Source organism: Actinoplanes sp. GCM10030250 (assembly GCF_042666575.1).
Classification (GTDB): Bacteria; Actinomycetota; Actinomycetes; order Mycobacteriales; family Micromonosporaceae; genus Actinoplanes.
In genome coordinates this window covers 56,563-74,477 of sequence record NZ_JBHTDO010000029.1, presented here as the reverse complement: position 1 = coordinate 74,477, position 17,915 = coordinate 56,563, and the positions used below count along the sequence as shown (strand labels likewise).

The 17,915-nt window shown below is 71.1% G+C and carries 20 protein-coding genes; 6 read left to right on the top strand and 14 right to left on the bottom strand.

The features are described 5' to 3' along the window. Positions 1-216 precede the first annotated feature (216 nt). The 5 genes from ACFQV6_RS30995 to ACFQV6_RS30975 form a co-directional block, all read right to left on the bottom strand. A complete protein-coding gene (locus ACFQV6_RS30995; RefSeq protein WP_378031171.1) occupies positions 217-1,080 on the bottom strand; it encodes a sigma-70 family RNA polymerase sigma factor in 864 nt (287 codons plus the stop codon). A gap of 125 nt (positions 1,081-1,205) precedes the next feature. Next, the gene (locus tag ACFQV6_RS30990) at positions 1,206-1,817 is read right to left on the bottom strand and encodes a response regulator (protein WP_378031170.1); all 612 of its coding nucleotides are present in this window, start codon (positions 1,815-1,817) and stop codon (positions 1,206-1,208) included. Beyond that, positions 1,814-2,929, bottom strand: a complete 1,116-nt coding sequence (locus ACFQV6_RS30985; protein WP_378031169.1) for a sensor histidine kinase — start codon at positions 2,927-2,929, stop codon at positions 1,814-1,816. The genes ACFQV6_RS30990 and ACFQV6_RS30985 overlap by 4 nt, the downstream gene beginning before the upstream one ends. A 22-nt stretch (positions 2,930-2,951) precedes the next feature. Beyond that, on the bottom strand, positions 2,952-3,728 hold the full coding sequence (locus ACFQV6_RS30980) for an ABC transporter permease (protein WP_378031168.1): 777 nt from the start codon (positions 3,726-3,728) through the stop codon (positions 2,952-2,954). Next, a complete protein-coding gene (locus ACFQV6_RS30975; RefSeq protein WP_378031236.1) occupies positions 3,725-4,624 on the bottom strand; it encodes an ABC transporter ATP-binding protein in 900 nt (299 codons plus the stop codon). The genes ACFQV6_RS30980 and ACFQV6_RS30975 overlap by 4 nt, the downstream gene beginning before the upstream one ends. Positions 4,625-4,787: 163 nt before the next feature. On the opposite strand from ACFQV6_RS30975, the gene ACFQV6_RS30970 reads away from it, so the two are divergent. After that, positions 4,788-5,312 carry a 2'-5' RNA ligase family protein gene (locus ACFQV6_RS30970; RefSeq protein WP_378031167.1) on the top strand — a complete coding sequence of 175 codons (525 nt, stop codon included), beginning with the start codon at positions 4,788-4,790 and terminating at the stop codon, positions 5,310-5,312. 264 nt (positions 5,313-5,576) lie between these two features. Here ACFQV6_RS30970 and ACFQV6_RS30965 read toward each other — a convergent pair whose 3' ends face one another. From ACFQV6_RS30965 to ACFQV6_RS30935, 7 genes are all read right to left on the bottom strand, one after another. Continuing rightward, on the bottom strand, positions 5,577-6,179 hold the full coding sequence (locus ACFQV6_RS30965) for a MerR family transcriptional regulator (protein ID WP_378031166.1): 603 nt from the start codon (positions 6,177-6,179) through the stop codon (positions 5,577-5,579). Between the two features lie 276 nt (positions 6,180-6,455). Continuing rightward, entirely contained in the window at positions 6,456-6,809 is a 354-nt protein-coding gene (locus tag ACFQV6_RS30960; protein WP_378031165.1) for a DUF6204 family protein, read from the bottom strand. A gap of 125 nt (positions 6,810-6,934) precedes the next feature. Continuing rightward, complete coding sequence (locus ACFQV6_RS30955; RefSeq protein WP_378031164.1) at positions 6,935-7,756, bottom strand: sugar nucleotide-binding protein; 822 nt, start codon at positions 7,754-7,756, stop codon at positions 6,935-6,937. Positions 7,757-7,766: 10 nt separating this feature from the next. Then, positions 7,767-8,462 (bottom strand): hypothetical protein, encoded by a 696-nt coding sequence (locus ACFQV6_RS30950; protein ID WP_378031163.1) that lies wholly within the window; start codon positions 8,460-8,462, stop codon positions 7,767-7,769. Continuing rightward, positions 8,459-9,334 carry an ATP-binding cassette domain-containing protein gene (locus tag ACFQV6_RS30945; protein ID WP_378031162.1) on the bottom strand — a complete coding sequence of 292 codons (876 nt, stop codon included), beginning with the start codon at positions 9,332-9,334 and terminating at the stop codon, positions 8,459-8,461. Before ACFQV6_RS30945 ends, ACFQV6_RS30950 begins: the two co-directional genes overlap by 4 nt. Further along, positions 9,331-9,702 carry a GntR family transcriptional regulator gene (locus ACFQV6_RS30940; RefSeq protein ID WP_378031161.1) on the bottom strand — a complete coding sequence of 124 codons (372 nt, stop codon included), beginning with the start codon at positions 9,700-9,702 and terminating at the stop codon, positions 9,331-9,333. Before ACFQV6_RS30940 ends, ACFQV6_RS30945 begins: the two co-directional genes overlap by 4 nt. Before the next feature lie 60 nt (positions 9,703-9,762). Next, positions 9,763-10,617 carry a dihydrodipicolinate synthase family protein gene (locus ACFQV6_RS30935; RefSeq protein WP_378031235.1) on the bottom strand — a complete coding sequence of 285 codons (855 nt, stop codon included), beginning with the start codon at positions 10,615-10,617 and terminating at the stop codon, positions 9,763-9,765. A gap of 65 nt (positions 10,618-10,682) precedes the next feature. On the opposite strand from ACFQV6_RS30935, the gene ACFQV6_RS30930 reads away from it, so the two are divergent. Continuing rightward, positions 10,683-11,621, top strand: coding sequence for a LysR substrate-binding domain-containing protein (locus tag ACFQV6_RS30930; RefSeq protein WP_378031160.1), 939 nt, complete (start codon positions 10,683-10,685; stop codon positions 11,619-11,621). A gap of 15 nt (positions 11,622-11,636) precedes the next feature. Then, on the top strand, positions 11,637-13,229 hold the full coding sequence (locus ACFQV6_RS30925) for a methyl-accepting chemotaxis protein (protein ID WP_378031159.1): 1,593 nt from the start codon (positions 11,637-11,639) through the stop codon (positions 13,227-13,229). Positions 13,230-13,318: 89 nt separating this feature from the next. Here ACFQV6_RS30925 and ACFQV6_RS30920 read toward each other — a convergent pair whose 3' ends face one another. Then, positions 13,319-14,050 carry an AAA family ATPase gene (locus tag ACFQV6_RS30920; RefSeq protein WP_378031158.1) on the bottom strand — a complete coding sequence of 244 codons (732 nt, stop codon included), beginning with the start codon at positions 14,048-14,050 and terminating at the stop codon, positions 13,319-13,321. Positions 14,051-14,064: 14 nt separating this feature from the next. Between ACFQV6_RS30920 and pip the strand changes: the two genes are divergently transcribed. After that, a complete protein-coding gene (pip, locus tag ACFQV6_RS30915; RefSeq protein WP_378031157.1) occupies positions 14,065-14,967 on the top strand; it encodes a prolyl aminopeptidase in 903 nt (300 codons plus the stop codon). Between the two features lie 18 nt (positions 14,968-14,985). Here the strand turns inward: pip and ACFQV6_RS30910 are convergent, their stop codons facing one another. After that, positions 14,986-15,336, bottom strand: a complete 351-nt coding sequence (locus tag ACFQV6_RS30910) for a DoxX family protein (protein ID WP_378031156.1) — start codon at positions 15,334-15,336, stop codon at positions 14,986-14,988. 149 nt (positions 15,337-15,485) lie between these two features. On the opposite strand from ACFQV6_RS30910, the gene ACFQV6_RS30905 reads away from it, so the two are divergent. After that, positions 15,486-16,658 (top strand): acyltransferase family protein, encoded by a 1,173-nt coding sequence (locus tag ACFQV6_RS30905; protein ID WP_378031155.1) that lies wholly within the window; start codon positions 15,486-15,488, stop codon positions 16,656-16,658. Positions 16,659-16,877: 219 nt separating this feature from the next. Further along, the gene (locus ACFQV6_RS30900) at positions 16,878-17,891 is read left to right on the top strand and encodes an RNA polymerase subunit sigma-70 (protein WP_378031154.1); all 1,014 of its coding nucleotides are present in this window, start codon (positions 16,878-16,880) and stop codon (positions 17,889-17,891) included. Positions 17,892-17,915 lie beyond the last annotated feature (24 nt).

The window sequence follows — 17,915 nt, the reverse complement described above, 5'->3', positions numbered from 1 at the left end:
TGCCGGGGCCTGACCGAGGCGCGGCGGCACCCGGGGGAAGCGGCGGGGACGGTCGTTGATGTCGGGGGACGGCCGTTTCCTCGTACCCCTGCGGTGGGGGTGGTCAGCCTGCGGGTCCGCGGCGCATGAGGCGCCGTTGACCCGCAGGACCACTGATTTCGTCGCGCATCGGGCGCAAGCCCGGGCCGATGACCGGAACGCGCAACCGGTCGCGCATCAGGCTGCGGCTGCGAGGCGCTGGCCGCTGCTGTCGGTGACACCCAGGCGGGTGGCCATCGTGCTGCGGGCGGCGATCTGCGCGGCGTAGGCGGCGCGGCGGCGGGCGACACAGCCGTCCTTCGGAGCCGGCGTGCCCCTCTGCTCCATGTGCGTGGTCAGGCCGTCGCGCAGCAGGGCGAGCGCCTCGGTGCGCAGCTGCGACACCCGCGACTCGGTGACGCCCAGTTCGGCGGCCACCTCGGAGAGGGGGCGCTCCTGCAGGAACGAGGCCTCGACCACGAAGCGCAACCGTTCCGGCAGCACGTTGACGGCGTCGTGCAGGTAGCCGAGGCGCTCACGGTGCAGCAGCATCTCCTCGGGGTTCATCGAGGCGTCGGTGACCAGGTCCTCGGCCGTGCCGGCGGCGAAACCCTGCAGCGAGAGGACCGCGGCGCGCTGGACGTCGTCGTCGACGCTGCTCAGCTCGCTGACCGCGACACCCAGCAGTTCGGCGAGCTCGTCGGCGGTCGGGGTACGCCCCAGCCGGCGGGTCAGCTCCTCCCGGGCGACATCGGCACGCCGGGCGCGGGCCCGCACCGAACGGCTCGCCCAGTCCATGCTGCGCAGCTCGTCGAGCAGGGCCCCGCGGACACGCACCGCGGCGAACCGGCCGAACGGGATACCCCGCTCCGGGTCGAACGACTGGGCGGCGGTGACCAGGGCGGCGTAACCGGCGGAGGCGAGATCGTCGCGGTGCACGTGCGGCGGGACCTTGAACAGCATCTCGCGAACCATGTGGCCGACCAGCGCCATGTTCTCGCGGATGAGGTCTTCCTGCTCGCGAGTGGTGGCGGCGGTGTTCGGCTGGACGGTCGTCGTCATCTTCGGTTCCCCCCTGTGTCGGCTGACAGGGGGAACTTTTCGCCGCGACGGGTGCAGCCGAAGGCCACTCTCGGTTGCTGCTCGGTTGCACTGAGAATTTTTCCTCAAGTGCTCCGAGACGCCGATTACATGAGGAGCCACCCGTTGTCGACGGCCAGCCGGACGGCCTCCGCGCGGGTGCGGGCACCGGTCTTGCCGATCGCGGCGGACAGATGGTTGCGAATGGTTCCCTCGGAAAGGCGCAGCTCGCGGGCGATGTCGGCGACCGTTCCACCGTCCTGTGCGGCGCGCAGCACGTCGCTCTCCCGCTCGGTCAGCGGCGAGTCGCCGTGGGCCAGGCTCTGCGCGGCGAGGGCCGGGTCGACCACCCGCAACCCCTGGTGCACCCGGCGGACCGCGTCGGCGAGTTGCCGGGCCGGGGTGTCCTTGACGACGAACCCGCCGGCGCCCGCGGCCATCGCCTGGCGCAGGTAGCCGGCCCGGCCGAAAGTGGTCACCATCAACACCCGGCACTGTGGCACCTCGTCGCGCAGCTGCCGGGCCGCGGTGATCCCGTCCAGGCCGGGCATCTGCACGTCCAGCAGGGCCACGTCCGGCTGGTGAGCGCGGGCCGCCGCGAGCACCTCGTCGCCGCGGCCCACCTCGGCGACCACACTCAGGTCCGGTTCCAGGTCGAGCAGGGCGGCCATCGCACCGCGGACCAGGGCCTGGTCGTCGGCGAGCAGCAACCTGATCACAACGGCACCTCCATGCGTACGCGGAAACCCGGCGCCCCGTCGCGCCGGCCCGCGGTCATCCGGGCGCCGGCCTCGTCGGCCCGTTTCCTGAGCCCGGTCAGGCCCTGACCGTGTTCGCCCACCGGCACGGCATCACCGTCGTCCAGGATCTCCACACTGCCCGGCTCGAGCCGCACCCACGCGTGCCGGGCGCCGGCGTGCCGGATGATGTTGGTGACCGCCTCCCGGATCGTCCACGCGAACAGCTCCCGGTTACGGGTGGGCACGTCGTCGGTGGCGCCGGGCAGGTCCGCCTCCACGTTCGCGGCGGCGAGGGCCTCCTTCGCGGCGGCGATCTCCCCGGGCAGCGAGACACCGCGCATGCCGAGGGCGGTGGCGCGCACGTCGGCGAGCGCGTCCCGGGCGAGCGACTCCAGATCACGCAGCTCGGCGCGGGCCCGATCCAGATCGACGTCGAGCATCCGCTGGGCGAGCTCCGCCTTGACCGTCACCACGGTCAGCGAATGGCCGAGGATGTCGTGCAGGTCGGCGGCGATCCGGGCCCGCTCGTCAGCGACCGCGAGGGTGGCCAGGTCCTGCTGGGCCTGCAACAGCTTGCGCTGCCGGTCGAGCGCCAGCCGGATCCCGCCGGTGGCCAGCGCACCGAGGACCACGGCCAGGCTGTAACCGTGCCCGGCGGCCCGCCAGCCCGGCATGAACCGCAGCAGCACCTCCGCGGTGATCACCAGCGTGACCGCCACCGCGATGCCCTGCCGCCGGGGCAGGCCCATCATCGCGGTGGCGGCCACATAGACCAGGCAGGTCAGCGCGTGCGCGCCGACAACCGGCATCTGTACGGCACCGAGCACCAGCATCCCGATCAGCGCCGCCCACACCAGCGGCGACGACGCCCCCGCGGGCTCGGCGAACCGCGAACGGCGCAGGTGGCCGAGGACCGCTATGTAGATGACGACGAAACCGGCCAGCGCGATCAGGCCCACCGTGCGCTGCCAGCCGGGCTCGTGACGCAGCAGCGCGGTCAGGTTCTCACTGAGGTACGACAGCCAGACCGCCCCGAACACCCACCCCCAGCGGGGATGAACGACCGGATGCCCGGGTGTGGTCGGTGCCATGGCTGTCATTAGACCCGGCTCGTCAAACCCGGGCCGTGTCCCGGCGGAAGCGCCACATGGCCCCGGCGCCGAACAGCGCGGTCCACGCCACCACGTTGACCACCGCGATCCACAGGGTGCCGTCCTGGACCAGCGGATAGCGGGCGATCTCACCGACCCCGTAGACCGGGGTGAACTTGGCGATCGTGGCGAAGGTGCTGCCCAGCTGATCGACCGGGACGAACAGGCCGCCGGCGAAGGAGAGCAGGGCCAGCACCGGGCCGAGGATCTGCATGACGTTCTCGCTGGGCAGCAGATAGCCCATGAACAGGCCGAACGCGGCGAACACCAGCGAGCAGAGCCAGGCCAGCAGCCCGCAGCCGATCCACGCCCCGACCGGCAGTTCGGCGCCGCCGAGCGATCCGACAGCGAACGCCACGGCAACCGACACCGCACCGATGACCATCGCGAGGGTGATCTTCACGGCGACGTACGCGATCGGCTTCAGCGGCGTCAGCCGCAGCTGGCGGCTCCAGCCCGCGGCACGCTCGATCGAGACCATCGCACCGCCCGAGGTGGTGGCCAGCATCGCGCCGTAGACAGCCATGCTGATCAGCACGTACCCGGTGACGTTCCCGCCGCCGACCTGTTCGGTGCGATAGCTGGAGCTGGTGCCGAACAGCAGGAAGAACGCGGCCGGCATCACCAGGGTGAAGATGACGGTGCGCTTGTTGCGCATCATCCGCCGCAGTTCCAGTCCGAGCATGCCCACCGGGAAGGCGGGAATCCTGGTGGTCGAGGTTGCTGTCGCGGTCGTCATCGCTCGTCTCCCGGCTTGTCGTCGGCCGTCAGGGTCAGGAACGCGTCCTCCAGGTTCCGGGAGGTGATCTCCAGGTCGCGGGCGGGCGTCGCGGTGAGCAGGTGCCGGGCGATCGTGTCGGAGTCACGCCCGTGCAGATAGACGGTGTCACCGCGGACCTCGGCCGACTCCACGCCGGCGATCGCGGCCAGGTCGGCCTCGGCGGCGCCGGGCAGGGTGGCGCGCACGGTTCGGCCGGACGCGAGGGCTTTGACCTGCGAGGCCGTGCCGTCGGCGACGATCCGGCCACGCCGGACGAAAACCACGCGGTCGGCGTACGCGTCGGCTTCCTCCAGGTAGTGGGTGGCAAATACGACGGTACGGCCACCCTGCGCGTCCTTGCGGATCGCCGACCAGAAATCGTGCCGCCCGCCGACGTCCATGCCGGTCGTCGGCTCGTCGAGGATCAGCAGCTCCGGGTCGGGCAGCAGCGCCATCGCGAACCGCAGCCGCTGCTGCTGGCCGCCCGAGCACTTGCCGACCAGCCGGTTGCCGATGTCGGCGATACCCGCGCGTTCCAGCGCCTCGCCGGCCTCGCTGCGCGGCCGGCCGAACAGCACCGCGGTCAGGCGGACCGTCTCGGCGACCGTGTAGTCCTTGAGCAGCCCGCCCGACTGCATGACGGCCGACACCAGGCCACGGGCGACCGCCTCGTGCGGTGGCCGGCCGTAGACCTGGGCCGTACCGGAATCCGGCCGGGACAGGCCCAGCAGCATGTCGATGGTGGTCGTCTTGCCGGCACCGTTCGGGCCGAGCAGAGCGACCACCTCCCCGGGGCGGATACGCAGGTCCAGCCCGTCCACGGCGGTCACCGTGCCGAACCGTTTGACCACGCTGTCCAGAACCACGGCGTCCAGCCCCGTGTCGGGCGCCACGGTGTCGGATGAAGCCGCGGTGTCGGATGAAACAGTGTGGGGTGAAGCGGCAAGCGTCATGCTCCGATCCTGCGCCCGCGCCCAGCCATCGATCTGCGTCGTGCGTCATCGAGCCGGCATGACATTCGTCAGGGATACTGCGGGCGTGGAGCCGACATCGAGCGCCCTCGTCGTCCTGATACCGGAAGCCGAGCCGGCCGTCGCCGCACTGCGCAGCCGGCTGGACCGGGCCGCCGCCTGGGGAATGCCCGCACATGTCACCGTCCTCTACCCCTTCCTGCCGCCGCAGGAGCTGACCCCACCGGTCCTGGCCGCCGTCCGGAACGTCACGGCGGGTCTGCCACCCTTCTTCCTCACCCTGGACCGGGTCGGCTGGTTCGGTGAGCGGGTGCTGTGGCTCTCCCCCGAACCCGCCGAACCCTTCCGTGAACTCACCCACCGGCTCGCCGCCCGCTTCCCGCGCGCCCGGCCCTACAACGGGGAGTTTGCCGACGTGGTCCCGCACCTGACCGTTGGCCGCGACCATCCACCGGCCGACCTGCGCGCAGCCGCAACCGAGGCCGAACAGCACCTGCCCATCCACGCTTGGGTCAGCACCGTCCAGCTACTCGTAGGCCGCGCCGAACCCGGCGGCTCCTGGACAACCGTCGCCGACTTCCCCCTCACCTGACGACCCCCTCAGGCGCCGCAGATCGTCGTGGCGTCGCCGATCTTGGACATTTGGACCGGCTATGACCGGCTTGAATGTCCAAGATTGAGGAGGGCCGGGGCGGCTCGCTCGATCGAAAGCGGACCAGACCGAGCGCGGACCGGTTCGCGGGGCCGGTTCGCGGATCTCGCCGAGCGTGGGCCGGTTTGCGGGCCGGGCCAGCCGAGCGCGGCGTCGGCCGAGCGCGGCGTCGGCCGAGCGCGGCGTCGGCCGAGGGCGGAATGGTCAGGTGGGTGCGGGTGTCCAGCGGGCGCGTTCTCGCTGCATGTGGTCGATCTCTTCGGGGCTGAGGGCCGCCATCGCCTCCTGCCGGCGGCGGTTCATCTCGGCGCGTTCCTCGTCGGTGAGGGCGGCAGCCGCTTGCTGGCGCCTGCGGCCGAGCTCGGCGAACTGTTCCGGGGTGAGTGGTGCCTCCACTGCGATCATCTCCTCGATCAGCGTGATGAACTCGGACGCCGACGGCTCGGCCATCCGGTCGAGAGCACTCAGGACCGCGAGCAGGCGTGCCCGCAGCTGCATCGCCCGGCGGATCCGCTCGTCGGTGACGTCGAGCTGGCCGCGCAGAACCGCACGCGGGTCGGCATCAGCGCCGTCGAGCGTGCGGCTGATCTCGGCGAGGCTCAGACCGAACCCGCGCAACGCCAGGATCGCGTGCAACCGCCGCACGTCCCCGCCGGTGTAGCAGCGATGCCCGCCCGCCGTGCGCGTCGACGGCGCGAGCAGGCCGACCCGGTCATAGTGGTGCAGCGTGCGAACCGTCACGCCCGTCACCCGGGCCAGCTCGCCAATGCGCCACTGCTGCCCGCCGGCCACGTCCTCGGTACTCATGCCAATCACGCTAAGGCCTGCCCTTGGGGCAGGTTCAACCCCGATTTCCGGCGGGCTCAGCCGTGAGCGCCGGGCCGGGCGCAAGTGGGGCCGGGCGCAAGTGGGGCCGGGCGGAGGGGCGGGCGGAGACAGGGCTTGGCTCAGCCGCTCACACGTTCCTGGGGGCCGTCCGTCACCTTCTGCTCGACGGCGGCTCTCTGGATGCCGAGGCCCTGGGTGGTCAGTGACGCCATGACGTCGTCAACCGCGGGATGACGACGAAACGGCGGCAGGAGCTCAGCCCTGGAGGCGGCGGCCGCGGGGGCCCAGCGGCACCTCGGACATGTCGACGGTCTGTGAGGTGATGCGCTTGAAGCCGTATCCGCGCTCGGTCATCCACGCCGCGGCCTTGGCCTCGGCACGGGCGGTGACCTGCGGGATGTCCTTCTCCTCGGCGACCTGCTCGGCGAAGCGGAAGGTGAAGAACGGCCGCGCCGCCAGGTCGTAGGTGAGGTGGCCCTGCGGCGTGTACTCCACGGCGAGGATGTCGGCGTGCTGGTCGCCGGCCGCGATCAACTCGGCCTTCTGGGCGTCGCTGAGGTTGTCGAAGGATCCGCGGACGGTCACCCGGATCGTGCGTTCACTGTTCACGGCGCCCAGTATCAGCAGTGGCCGCCGTGAGCGACACCGGTTTACGGCGCGAGGAGGCAACGGGCGGCGGGAGCAGCACCGGTTTACGGCGCGAGGAAGCAACGGGCGGCGGGAGCAGCACCGGTTTACGCGGCGAGGAACTCGTGGGCACCGCGCAGCCGGGTGCCGAGCAGCCCGGCGGCACGATCAGTGATCAGGCGCAGATCCGGCGGCCGGTTCAGGCCGAGGGCAGCCAGGCTGGTCGCCGGAATCGCCGAGGGGTCGAGGCCGTCGCGGCGGGCCACCAGGACACCGAGGTCGTAACGGCTGATCGGGTCGGTGCCGGCGACGTTGAGTACGCCGGCGTACGAGCCGGCGGCCAGTTCGAGCAGTGCGTCGGCCAGGTCGTCGACGTGCACCGGCTTGCGGATCTCGTCGGTGAACAGGGCGCCGGAGACCCGGCCGGCGATCAGGTCGTGGGTGAGGATCTCGTGGGCGCCGTTGCCGTCGCCGAGGATCAATGAGGTACGCACGACGGCCGCCGACGGCAGGACAGCCCGGACCGCGGTCTCGGCCGCTGCCTTGGCGGCGCCGTACGGGTACACCGGGTCGGGAAGAGCGTCCTCGTCGTACTCCCCCGCACGTCCGGAAAAGATCGCGTCACTGGAGACGTGCACCAGGCGTACCCCCGCATTTGCGGCCGCGACCGCGACGTTGGCCGCACCGTCCGCAGTGGCCGGCCAGTCGTTGCGGTCGCGGCCCGCGGCCGTGTGGATCAGCGCGACCGGCCGCACCTCCCCCAGCACCCGCCGCACGTCGCCGGGGTCCCTGATGTCCAGGCGCACACCACCGGAAGTGGCGGTGGACAGGTAGGTGCCGACCGGCTCCCAGCCGGCGGCCGCCGCGCGGGCCACCACGCGACGGCCGAGGGAACCGCTTCCACCAGTGATCAATACGCGTCCGGTCACCCGGCCGACTCTAGGCCGCCCTGACGCGCAGCGGCAGGTCACGCGCGGTGTACCAGAGCATGGCCCAGGCCGCGGCCGCCAGACCGAGACTGACCAGCAGGATCGCCGCGAGGTCCGGGGTGTCGGTACGCAGGCCCGGCACCAGGCTGAAGAAGCCGTTGAAGCCACCGCCGGTCAGCACCAGCACGGCCGCGAACGGCACGGCGAGGACGCCGCCGGCCTGCCACCGGTAGAACGCGGCGCCGAGGAAGGCACCGGTCGTCAGCCAGATCAGCAGCATGCTCAGGTAGGCGACGTAGACCGTGGGGAAGTCGCTCGCCGACTCGAAGATCCGGTTGTCCTGCATCTTCTGTCCCCAGTCGAAGGCGCTGTAGACAGCGGCCTCCGCCGCGTAGGCGCCGGCGGTCAGCGCGGCCAGCGTCACCGAGGTGATCAGGAGGAAGACCGGGTACTCCCGGAGGAACTCGCGGCGGGTCCGCCCGTGCACCAGCATCGTGCTGAGCAGCGTGGTCGAGCTGGCGCCGTAGCCGAGTGCCAGCCAGCACACCACCTGCCCGGCGACGTCGACCGTGCTGATCCGGATCTCGGTGAACAGCGCCACCACCGTGAGCAGGACGGCGCACGCCGCGTAGAACCCCACCATGATGATGATCAGGAAGATGTAGTGGGTGGTGAGCAGGTAGCGGGCGATCGGCCAGCGGTTCACGAGACACCCCCGGTCAGGTGGATGAACAGGTCCTGCAGCGCGACCGGGCCCAGCTCCAGGCCGGCCGTCTTCGCGGCGCGCACGCTGTCCTCGCCGAGCGCGCCGTAGACCATGGCGCGCTTGGTCGGGCCGAGCCGCTCCTCGCCGAGGACGGTCAGGCCGAACACGAAGTCGTCGACGAGCCCGGCCGGGCCGGTCACCGACACGCCGCGGCTGCGCAGCTCGTCGACCTCCTCGTGCACGAGCAGCTTTCCCTGGTGCACGATCAGCACCTGCTCGAAGATCGGGCTCTGCTCCTCGATCAGGTGGGTCGAGATCACGAAGGTGCGCGGCCGGTCCACGTAGTCGCGCAGCAGTTCGTCGGCGAACAGCTGCCGGGTCGGCGCGTCCATCCCCAGGTGCGCCTCGTCGAACATGGTCACCGGTGCCCGCGACGCCAGGCCGATCACCACGCCGAACGCCGAGCGCTGCCCGCGGGACAGGGCGCTGAGGCTCTTCCTGGCCGGCAGGGCGAAGCGTTTCATCAGCTCGGCGGCGTACTCGTGGTCCCAGCTCGGCCGCAGCTTGCGGACCATGTCGAGCACGTCGGCGAGCTTGTCGGTGCCGTCGCCGACACCGCTGCCCTCGCCGATCAGGCAGATCTGGGTGGTCCTGCCGCTGTTCTCGAAGACCGGCTCACCACCGACGCGCACGGTGCCGGCGGACGGTTTGCGAAAGCCGGCCAGCACGGACAGCAGGCTGGTCTTACCCGCGCCGTTGCGGCCCAGCAGCCCGTAGATCTTGCCGCCGGGCAGGTCGAGATCGAGATTGTCCACGGCGACGGTGTCGCCGTAGCGGATCTGCAGGCCGGTTGTCGTTATCGAGAGGGTCATCGGCCTGCTCCCGGGTCGGTCAGCTGGTGGATGCGGGCCACGATCTCGGCGGCCGGGATCTCCAGCGCCCGGGCCTCGGCGATCATGGGCTCCAGCACGTCGGCGAAGAACCGCTCGCGCCGCTGGGCCCGTAACCGCGACTGGGCGCCGGGGCTGACGAACATGCCGACACCGCGCCGCTTGTAGATCACCCCGTCGTCGACGAGCTGCTGGAACGCCTTGGCCGCGGTGGCCGGGTTGATCCGGTAGTAGGCCGCGTACTGCGTCGTGGACATCACCTGCTCGTCGTCCTTGAGCACTCCGCGGAGCACGTCGGCCTTGATCTGCTCGGCGATCTGCCGGTAGATCGGGCTGCGGTCGTCGAACATGACGAGAACACCCTGCCTCCTTGGTTCGGAGTCTCTTTGGTGCGGAGCCTCCTTGGTTCGTTACTCTAGTAATGAACCGTAGAGGTACGGCGCAACCTCGTCAACCGTCGATGTCCGAGCGGCGAGCAGCGGCAGGCGTACATCAGGGGTGGGAATGCGACCCGCCGCGTGCAGCGCACCCTTGATCACCGAGGGGTTGGGCTCGGCGAACAGCGCCGCCGACAGGCGCGCGAGCCGGTGCCCGAGCGGCCTGGCCCGGGTCGCGTCGCCGGCCTGCCAGAGCGAGGCCAGTTCGGCGAACGAGGCGGTCGCCAGGTGCGCGGAGGCCGCGATCGCGCCGGCCGCGCCCAGCGCCAGCATCGGCGAGAGCAGCACGTCGTCTCCGCACAGCACGGCACATCCCGGCGGCGGATCGGCCAGCAGATCCATCGCCTGCGCGTCGAGGGCGCCGGGCGCGTACTTCACCCCGATCACACCGTCGATCGCCGCCAGCCGGCGCAGCGCGCCCGCCGTCAGCGCCTGCCCGCTCCGATACGGAACGTGATAAACCACCAGCGGCACCGGGCTCGCCGCGGCCAGCGCCTCGAAGTGCGCCACCACACCGTCCTCGCCGGGCCGCAGAAACGGCGGTACCAGCGTCAACGCCGCCGCAACCCCACCCGGAAGCTCCCTCAACTGCGCCACGGTGTTCGCGCCGGCGATCAGCGGAGCACCGATCTGCGACGTCAGATCAAGGACTTTGCGTCGCTCAGCGTCGCTGAGCGACGCGGGCTCGCCCGTCGTTCCCAGGGCCACCAGACCGGCGGCGCCGGCTTCGAGCAGATCAACAGCCAACCTTTCCAGTACGGGCAGAGCAACCTCTCCGCCGTCGTCGAAGGGAGTGATCATCGGCACCCAGACACCATTCATGCGCACCACGCTGCCTGCTCAAGACCATAAGGACCAGTTCCGATTTCTGCCGCCGACCGTAAGCTCGGCTGATGCTCGACGTGCGCCGGCTGCGGCTGCTGTGTGATCTCGACCGGTTCGGCACCATCGCCGCGGTCGCCGCCGCGCACACCTACACGCCGTCCGCGGTCTCCCAGCAACTCGCCGCCCTGGAACGCGAGGCCGGTGTCGCGCTGCTCGAACGGACCGGCCGCCGGGTCGCGTTCACCCCCGCCGGGCGGGTGCTGGTCCGGCACGCCGAGAAGGTCCTCGCCGCGCTGGAGGAGACCGGTGCCGCGCTCGCCGCGGTGCGCGGCGGACCGGCCGGTCCGTTACGGATCGGCGCCTATCCGAGCGCGGTCCGCACGGTGCTGCCGGCCGCGCTGGTGGCGCTGGGACGGGAGCACCCGGCGCTCGAGCTGATGGTGGCCGAACTGGATCCGGCGGCGGTGCCGGCCGCGCTGCGGGAACGGCGGCTGGACGCGGGGCTGCTGCACGACTACGACATCGCGCCGGCCGCCGCCGACACCGATCTGGACTCGGTGCCGCTGCTGGACGAGACGGTCCATGTGGCGGTGCCGGCGGGCGTACCGGCCGGGTCGGTCGCTGACCTGCGGGAACAGCCGTGGATCATGGCGAGTCCGGGGACGCTGTGCCATGAGGTGACGCTGCGGGTCTGCCGGGGGGCGGGCTTCACTCCCCGGGTACGCCATCACGCCGACGACTTCACCGCGGTGCTGGCGCTGGTGTCCGCGGGGCAGGGCGCGTCCCTCGTACCCCAGCTCGCTGCCGACCGGCCACCCACCGGCCTGCGCCTGATTCCCGCGCCGACCCGCCGCCGCACCCGGCTCGCCTTCCGCCGCGGCGCGGCGCACCACCCGGCGATCGCCGCCCTGACCGCGGCCCTGATCGCCGCGACGTCCGAATTCATGATCCTCACATCCGGGCCGAACCGGCCGAACAGTAGGGATACAAAGCTTCAAGAACCATGAAGAGGTGCCGCACACATGAGAAACCTGACCATCGGACGCCGCCTGGGAGCGGGGTTCCTCGTGGTCGTGCTGACCATGGTCGCGCTGGTGGTCGTCGGCGTCGCCCAGGTCAACAAGATCAATGACGAGCTGACGGTCATCAACGACGTCAACGCCGTCAAGCAACGCTTCGCGATCAACTTCCGGGGCAGCGTCCACGACCGCGCGATCGCCATCCGCGACCTCGTGCACGCGGGCACGGCCACCGAGGTCACCGCCGAGAAGGACCTGATCGCCCAGCTGGCCGCCAAGTACGCCGACTCGGAGACGAAGATGAACAGCATCTTCGCCGACCCGTCGAAGGTCAACGACGCGGAGAAGGCCGCCCTGGCCGCCATCCTGAAGGTGCAGGAGACCACCAACCCGCTGGTGGAGCAGATCACCGGGCTGCGCGAGTCCGGGCAGCGCGCCCAGGCCCTCGCGCTGCTCAACAACGAGGCCAAACCGGCCTTCATCGAATGGCTGCGCGTCATCAACGTCTTCATCGACATGGAGGAGGCGCAGAACAAGACGGAGACGGCCACCGCACGCGACATCGCCGGCAACTTCCTGATGGTGATGGGCCTGCTGCTGCTCGCCGCGATCGCCGTCGCCGCCGCCATCGCCTGGCGTGTCACCCGCGGCATCACCCGCCCGCTCGGTGAGGCCGCCGCGGTGATGGCCGCCGTCGCCGCCGGCGACCTGACCCGCCGCGTCGAGGTCCGCACGGCCGACGAGGTCGGGCAGCTGGGCACGTCGGTCAACACCGCGCTGGAGTCCATCGGCACGGCCATGAGCCGGCTGTCCACCGGCGCCGAGACGCTCAGCGCGGCCAGCGACCGGATGGGCCGCCTGTCGGCGCAGCTCGCCGACGGCGCCCAGCAGTCGTCCCAGCAGGCCGACCTGGTCGCCGCCTCCGCCGACGAGGTGTCACGCAACGTGCACACCGTCGCGGCCGGCTCCGAGGAGATGGGCACGTCGATCCGGGAGATCTCACACAGCGCCAACGAGGCGGCGACCGTCGCCGCCAAGGCCGTCACCGCGGTACAGACCACCACGGCGTCGGTGTCGCGGCTCGGCGCCTCCAGCCGCGAGATCGGCGACGTCGTCAAGACGATCACCAGCATCGCCGAGCAGACCAACCTGCTGGCCCTGAACGCGACCATCGAGGCGGCCCGCGCGGGCGAGTCGGGCAAGGGCTTCGCGGTGGTGGCGGGCGAGGTCAAGGACCTGGCGCAGGAGACGGCCCGGGCCACTGAGGACATCGCCCGCCGGGTGCAGGCCATCCAGGCCGACACCGCCGGTGCGGTCTCCGCGATCCAGGAGGTGTCCGAGGTGATCGCGCAGATCAACGACTACCAGACGACGATCGCCTCGGCGGTGGAGGAGCAGACGGCCACCACCAACGAGATCAACCGCAGTGTCGGAGAGGCGGCGAGCGGCTCCGGCCGGATCGCCGCGAACATCGGCAGCGTGGCGGCGGTCGCCCGGACCACCACCGACCTGGTCAACCAGTCGGAGCTGGCGGTGGGTGAGCTGTCGCAGGTGACCGGGGAGTTGCGGGCACTGGTGTCCCGCTTCCGGTTCTAGAAGTCCTCCCTCAGCAGGGTGGGTGCGGCGAACCTCGCCGGCCCACCCTGCTGTCACATCCGGCGCTCCTCGCCGCACCCACCCTGCTGTCACCTCCGGCGCTCCTCGTCGAACAGCCGGTCCAGGAAGCGCGCCGGGTGCGCCAGGAAGGCCCTGGTCAGCACGACCGCGTCGGCCTGGTCGTAGTCGATCTCGGAAATGTCGCCGGCCGCGCCGATCTCGAAGATCGCCGCGTCCCGGCAGGCCAGCAGCACCGGCGAGTGGGTCGCGATGATGAACTGGCTGCCCAGCGCGACCAGCTCGGCGATCCGCACCAGCAGCGCCAGGCAGCCCTGCACCGACAGCGCCGCCTCCGGCTCGTCCAGCAGGTACAGCCCGGATGGCCCGAACCGGTGCAGCACCAGGTCCAGGAAAGACTCGCCGTGCGACCGCTCGTGCAGCGACGTCCCGCCGTAGCTGCCGGTGGCACCCAGCCGATCGATCTCGGTCGCCACGTTGTAGAACGACTCCGCCCGCAGGAAGTACCCGGTCCGCGGCCGCCGTCCCGGCACCCGCGACAGCACCAGATGCTCACCCAGCGCCGACTCGGTGGCCCTGGTCGCGAAGTTGAACGACGTGCTGCCACCCTCCGGGTTGAACCCGGCCGCCACCGCGACGGCCTCCACGAGCGTCGACTTGCCGGTACCGTTGTCGCCCGCGAGCAGCGTCACGGGTTTGCGCAGGCGCAACTCGCGCAGCTCGGCCAGCGCCCGCACCACCGGCAGGTCGAACGGATAACCACCGGACGGCCCGCGCTCCAGCATGATCGCCTTGAGAAACACCAGGGGAGCCTCGCATGCCCGAGCTCGACGTGGGTGACGGCAACGTCATCCACTGGGAGGAACACGGAAACCCGGACGGCAAACCGGCCCTGGTCGTGCACGGCGGCCCCGGCTCCGGCTCGAACCACAGCTGGCTCAAGCCCTTCGACCTCGACCGGTACCGGGTCGTCCTGTTCGACCAGCGCGGCTGCGGCCGCAGCCGCCCGCACGCCGCCGATCCGGCGACCGACATGCGCCACAACACCACCTGGCACCTGGTCGCGGACATGGAACGGCTGCGCGAGCACCTGCGCGTCCCCGGCTGGCTGCTGTACGGCGGGTCGTGGGGGTCCACGCTGCTGCTCGCCTACGCCCAGCAGCATCCGCACCGGGTCACCGAGATCGTGATCGCCGCCGTGACGATGACCCGGCGCTCGGACATCGACTGGCTCTACCGCGGGGTCGGCCGCTACTTCCCCGCCCAGTGGGAACGCTTCCGCGCCCTGGTGCCCGGTGACGACGTGGTCGGCGGATACGCGCGCCTGATGGAGTCGCCGTCCGCCGAAGTGCGGGAGAAGGCGGCGGCCGAATGGTGCCGGTGGGAGGACGCCGTCCTGTCGGGCGAGACGGACTCCCCCGTCTACGGCGCCCGGCTGCCCCGCGCCCGGCTCGGCCTGGTCCGGATCTGCACGCACTACTTCGCCCACGCGGCGTGGCTGGAGGAGGGTGTCCTGCTGCACCACGCCCCCCGGCTGGCGGGCATCCCGGCCGTGCTGATCCACGGCCGGCTCGACCTGGGCGGCCCGCTGGCGGTGGCGTGGGAGCTGCACCAGGCCTGGCCAGGGTCGGAACTGATCGTCGTCGAGGGTGCCGGGCACCTCGCGACGGCGGCGACCCGCGAGCACGTCGCGCAGGCCCTCACCCGGTTCGCGCCCTGACCTCGCCGTGACCGGCGGTCACCAGTGGTAGGCGACGTTCAGAGCCAGCGCCGCCACCACGGTGACGAAGAAGATCGCCCAGCCGAGCAGGTTGCGGGACCCGACACGCAGGTGCGCCACCAGCGCCCCGATGAAGTACAGGACCAGGCCGGCGGCCGCCAGCGTCCCGGCGACCGGCACGGCGAAACCGGCCAGCAGGCCCGCCGAACCGGCCGCCAGCAGCAGGCCCAGCCGCGGCACCCAGGAGCGGGGAATCCGCTTCATGTCGGCCTGCGCCTTCGGGTAGTCGTGGCCGATCAGATAGATGACGGCGGCGAAACCGGTGAAGACCGACGCGACGGCGGTGACAGTGATGTAGGCAGCGAACACGAACTCCTCCTAGTGATCGTTGCCACAGGGACGCCGCACCCCCCAGGTTTGTGACACCACCCGCTGGGCAGCCTGATCCGGCTCTGTCCGAGCGGTGAACGGCAGGTATATTGGCCAGCCGTCTGCCGAGTTCAACCCCTTGAGGTTCCATGTCGTCGTCGACGCTGACGCCCGTACCGTCCCAGCCCTCCTCCGACCCTTCGTCGTCCTCACCGGCCGCACCGGACAAGTCCGGGCAGGTCGGGCGCCGCGGGGACCGGATCGTCGCGCTGGACGGGCTGCGGTTCATCGCCGCCTTCATGGTGCTGCTCTACCACCTGGCGGGACGCCCGACCGGCGGCCCGTCCCAGGCGTGGGGCGAGTCGGTCACCGAGGTCTTCCCGCAGCTGCAGAAGGTGGCGCAGTTCGGCTGGCTGGGTGTGGAGATGTTCTTCATCATCAGCGGGTTCGCCATCTGCATGAGCGCGTGGGGCCGCAGCCTCGGCGACTTCTTCCGCTCCCGGGTGGTCCGCGTCTACCCCGCCTACTGGGCGGCCGTGCTGATCACGTTCACCGTGGTGAGCATCTGGCCGATGATGCGCGGCCCGGTCCGCTTCAACGACATGCTGCTCAACCTGACGATGCTGCACGAGCCGCTCGGCGTGACCGCGATGGACGGCGTCTACTGGACCCTCTGGGCCGAGCTGAAGTTCTACCTGCTGTTCGCCCTGGTCGTCGCGAAGGGCCTGACCTACCGGCGGGTCGTCACGTTCTGCTGCGCCTGGACCGTGGCCGCGGTCGTCGCCGTCTCCGTCGACAACCCGCTGCTCACCGAGATCGTCCAGCCGTCGGCGGCACCGTTCTTCATCGCCGGCATCGCCCTGTACATGGTCCGCCGGTTCGGCTCCGACTTCACCCTGTGGGGCATCGTCGGTGTGTCCTGGCTGATCGCCCAGCACCACGCCGTCTACTTCCCGCACGGCAACGTCAAGAAGAACGTCGACACCGAGCAGGCCATCGCGATCACCGTGTTCGTCACGCTGGTCTTCGTGGTGATCGGCGCGATCGCCGTCGGCCGGCTGTCCTGGATCCGCTGGCGGGCGCTGACCACCGCGGGCCTGCTCACCTACCCGCTGTACCTGCTGCACCAGCAGATCGGCTGGGTCCTGGTCTACGGCCTGCGCCGGGTCCTGCCGACCTACGTCACCCTGGCGCTGGTGATCGCCATCCTGCTGCTCGCCGCCTACCTGGTGCACCGTCTCGTCGAGCGGCCACTGTCCGGCAGGCTGCGCACCGCCCTGCAGCACCGCCCCGACCCGGAACTGGACAAGACCCGGCGCTGACGAAACCCGGCGCTGACGAGGCTGCCGCCGCCGTCCCGCACGGCGGCGGCAGCTGCGCCTCCCCCGCGCCGTTGCGCAGAGTAGCCAGGACGCTACTGCCGGCGGCGGGCCCGGCCACCGCCTCAGTCCTCGATCTGCCGGTGTCAGTGGCTTCACCGATCAGAAACCCTTCGCCCCGCCGTCAGTTCTGTCAGCTCTCCCGCACCGGTGGAAGGATCAATGACCGTGACAGACGCCAGAGGGCTGGGCGCCGACGAGGCCACGTTCATCGCGGCGGCCCGCGCGGACGACACCGGGCGGTTCGCGCTGCTGACCGAGCGCCACCGGCGTGAGCTGCAGGTGCACTGCTACCGGATGCTCGCGAACTACGAGGACGCGCAGGACATGACGCAGGAGACGTTCCTGCGGGCGTGGCACAAGCGGGAGTCGTTCAAGGGCCACGCGGCCCTGCGGACCTGGCTGTACCGGATCGCGACGAACGCCTGCCTCGACTTCCTGGAGAAGCGCAACGACCGCACACCCGTACCGTCCGAGCTGCCGGACCCCGGCTCCGAGATGCGCTACCTGCAGCCGTACCCCGACCATATGCTCCCCGAGGACCCGCAGGAATCGGTGGTGGCGCGGGAGACGATCGAGCTGGCGTTCATCGTCGCCGTCCAGCACCTGCCGCCACGACAGCGGGCGGTGCTCATCCTGCGCGACGTCCTCGGCTGGCCGGCGCCGAAAACCGCCGGCGCCCTCGCGCTGACCGTCGCATCGGTGACCAGCGCACTGCAACGGGCCCGGGTGACGATGCGCGAGCAGCTGCCCGACCGCCGCCTCGACTGGCGCAGCCCCGCCACCCACGAGCTGTCGAACGACGAGCGCGGCGCGGTGAAGGCGTACATCAGCGCCCATGAGCGCAACGACCTCGACGGGCTGGCGTCGCTGTTGCGCGACCAGCTGCGCTTCGCGATGCTGCCCGAGCGGGGCGCCGTGACCATGACGGCCGGGGACGCGGTGGACGGCTGGGTCTCCGGTGGGCTCTTCCAGCACGGCAAGGACGACTGGCGCGGCATCACCACGACGGTCAACCGCATGCCTGCCGCCGCGCTGTACCTGCGCGCCCCCGGCGACCCGGAGTACCGGCTGTTCGCCGTCGCGGTCCTGCACATCGTCGACGGGAAGATCGCCGAGCTCACCGGATTCGGCGCCGCCGGCAAACCGTGGCTGGGCCTGCCCGCGACACTGTGAGCACCACCGCCCCGCCGGCAACGC

Bases quoted from the DNA above. Each gene is read 5' to 3' on its own strand.
- ACFQV6_RS30945 (WP_378031162.1), bottom strand. From the start codon at position 9,334: ATGACCCTCTCGATAACGACAACCGGCCTGCAGATCCGCTACGGCGAC.
- ACFQV6_RS30965 (WP_378031166.1), bottom strand. From the start codon at position 6,179: ATGAGTACCGAGGACGTGGCCGGCGGGCAGCAGTGGCGCATTGGCGAG.
- ACFQV6_RS30980 (WP_378031168.1), bottom strand. From the start codon at position 3,728: ATGACGACCGCGACAGCAACCTCGACCACCAGGATTCCCGCCTTCCCG.
- ACFQV6_RS30925 (WP_378031159.1), top strand. From the start codon at position 11,637: ATGAGAAACCTGACCATCGGACGCCGCCTGGGAGCGGGGTTCCTCGTG.
- ACFQV6_RS30995 (WP_378031171.1), bottom strand. From the start codon at position 1,080: ATGACGACGACCGTCCAGCCGAACACCGCCGCCACCACTCGCGAGCAG.
- ACFQV6_RS30930 (WP_378031160.1), top strand. From the start codon at position 10,683: ATGCTCGACGTGCGCCGGCTGCGGCTGCTGTGTGATCTCGACCGGTTC.
- ACFQV6_RS30900 (WP_378031154.1), top strand. From the start codon at position 16,878: ATGACCGTGACAGACGCCAGAGGGCTGGGCGCCGACGAGGCCACGTTC.
- pip (WP_378031157.1), top strand. From the start codon at position 14,065: ATGCCCGAGCTCGACGTGGGTGACGGCAACGTCATCCACTGGGAGGAA.
- ACFQV6_RS30940 (WP_378031161.1), bottom strand. From the start codon at position 9,702: ATGTTCGACGACCGCAGCCCGATCTACCGGCAGATCGCCGAGCAGATC.
- ACFQV6_RS30985 (WP_378031169.1), bottom strand. From the start codon at position 2,929: ATGGCACCGACCACACCCGGGCATCCGGTCGTTCATCCCCGCTGGGGG.
- ACFQV6_RS30905 (WP_378031155.1), top strand. From the start codon at position 15,486: ATGTCGTCGTCGACGCTGACGCCCGTACCGTCCCAGCCCTCCTCCGAC.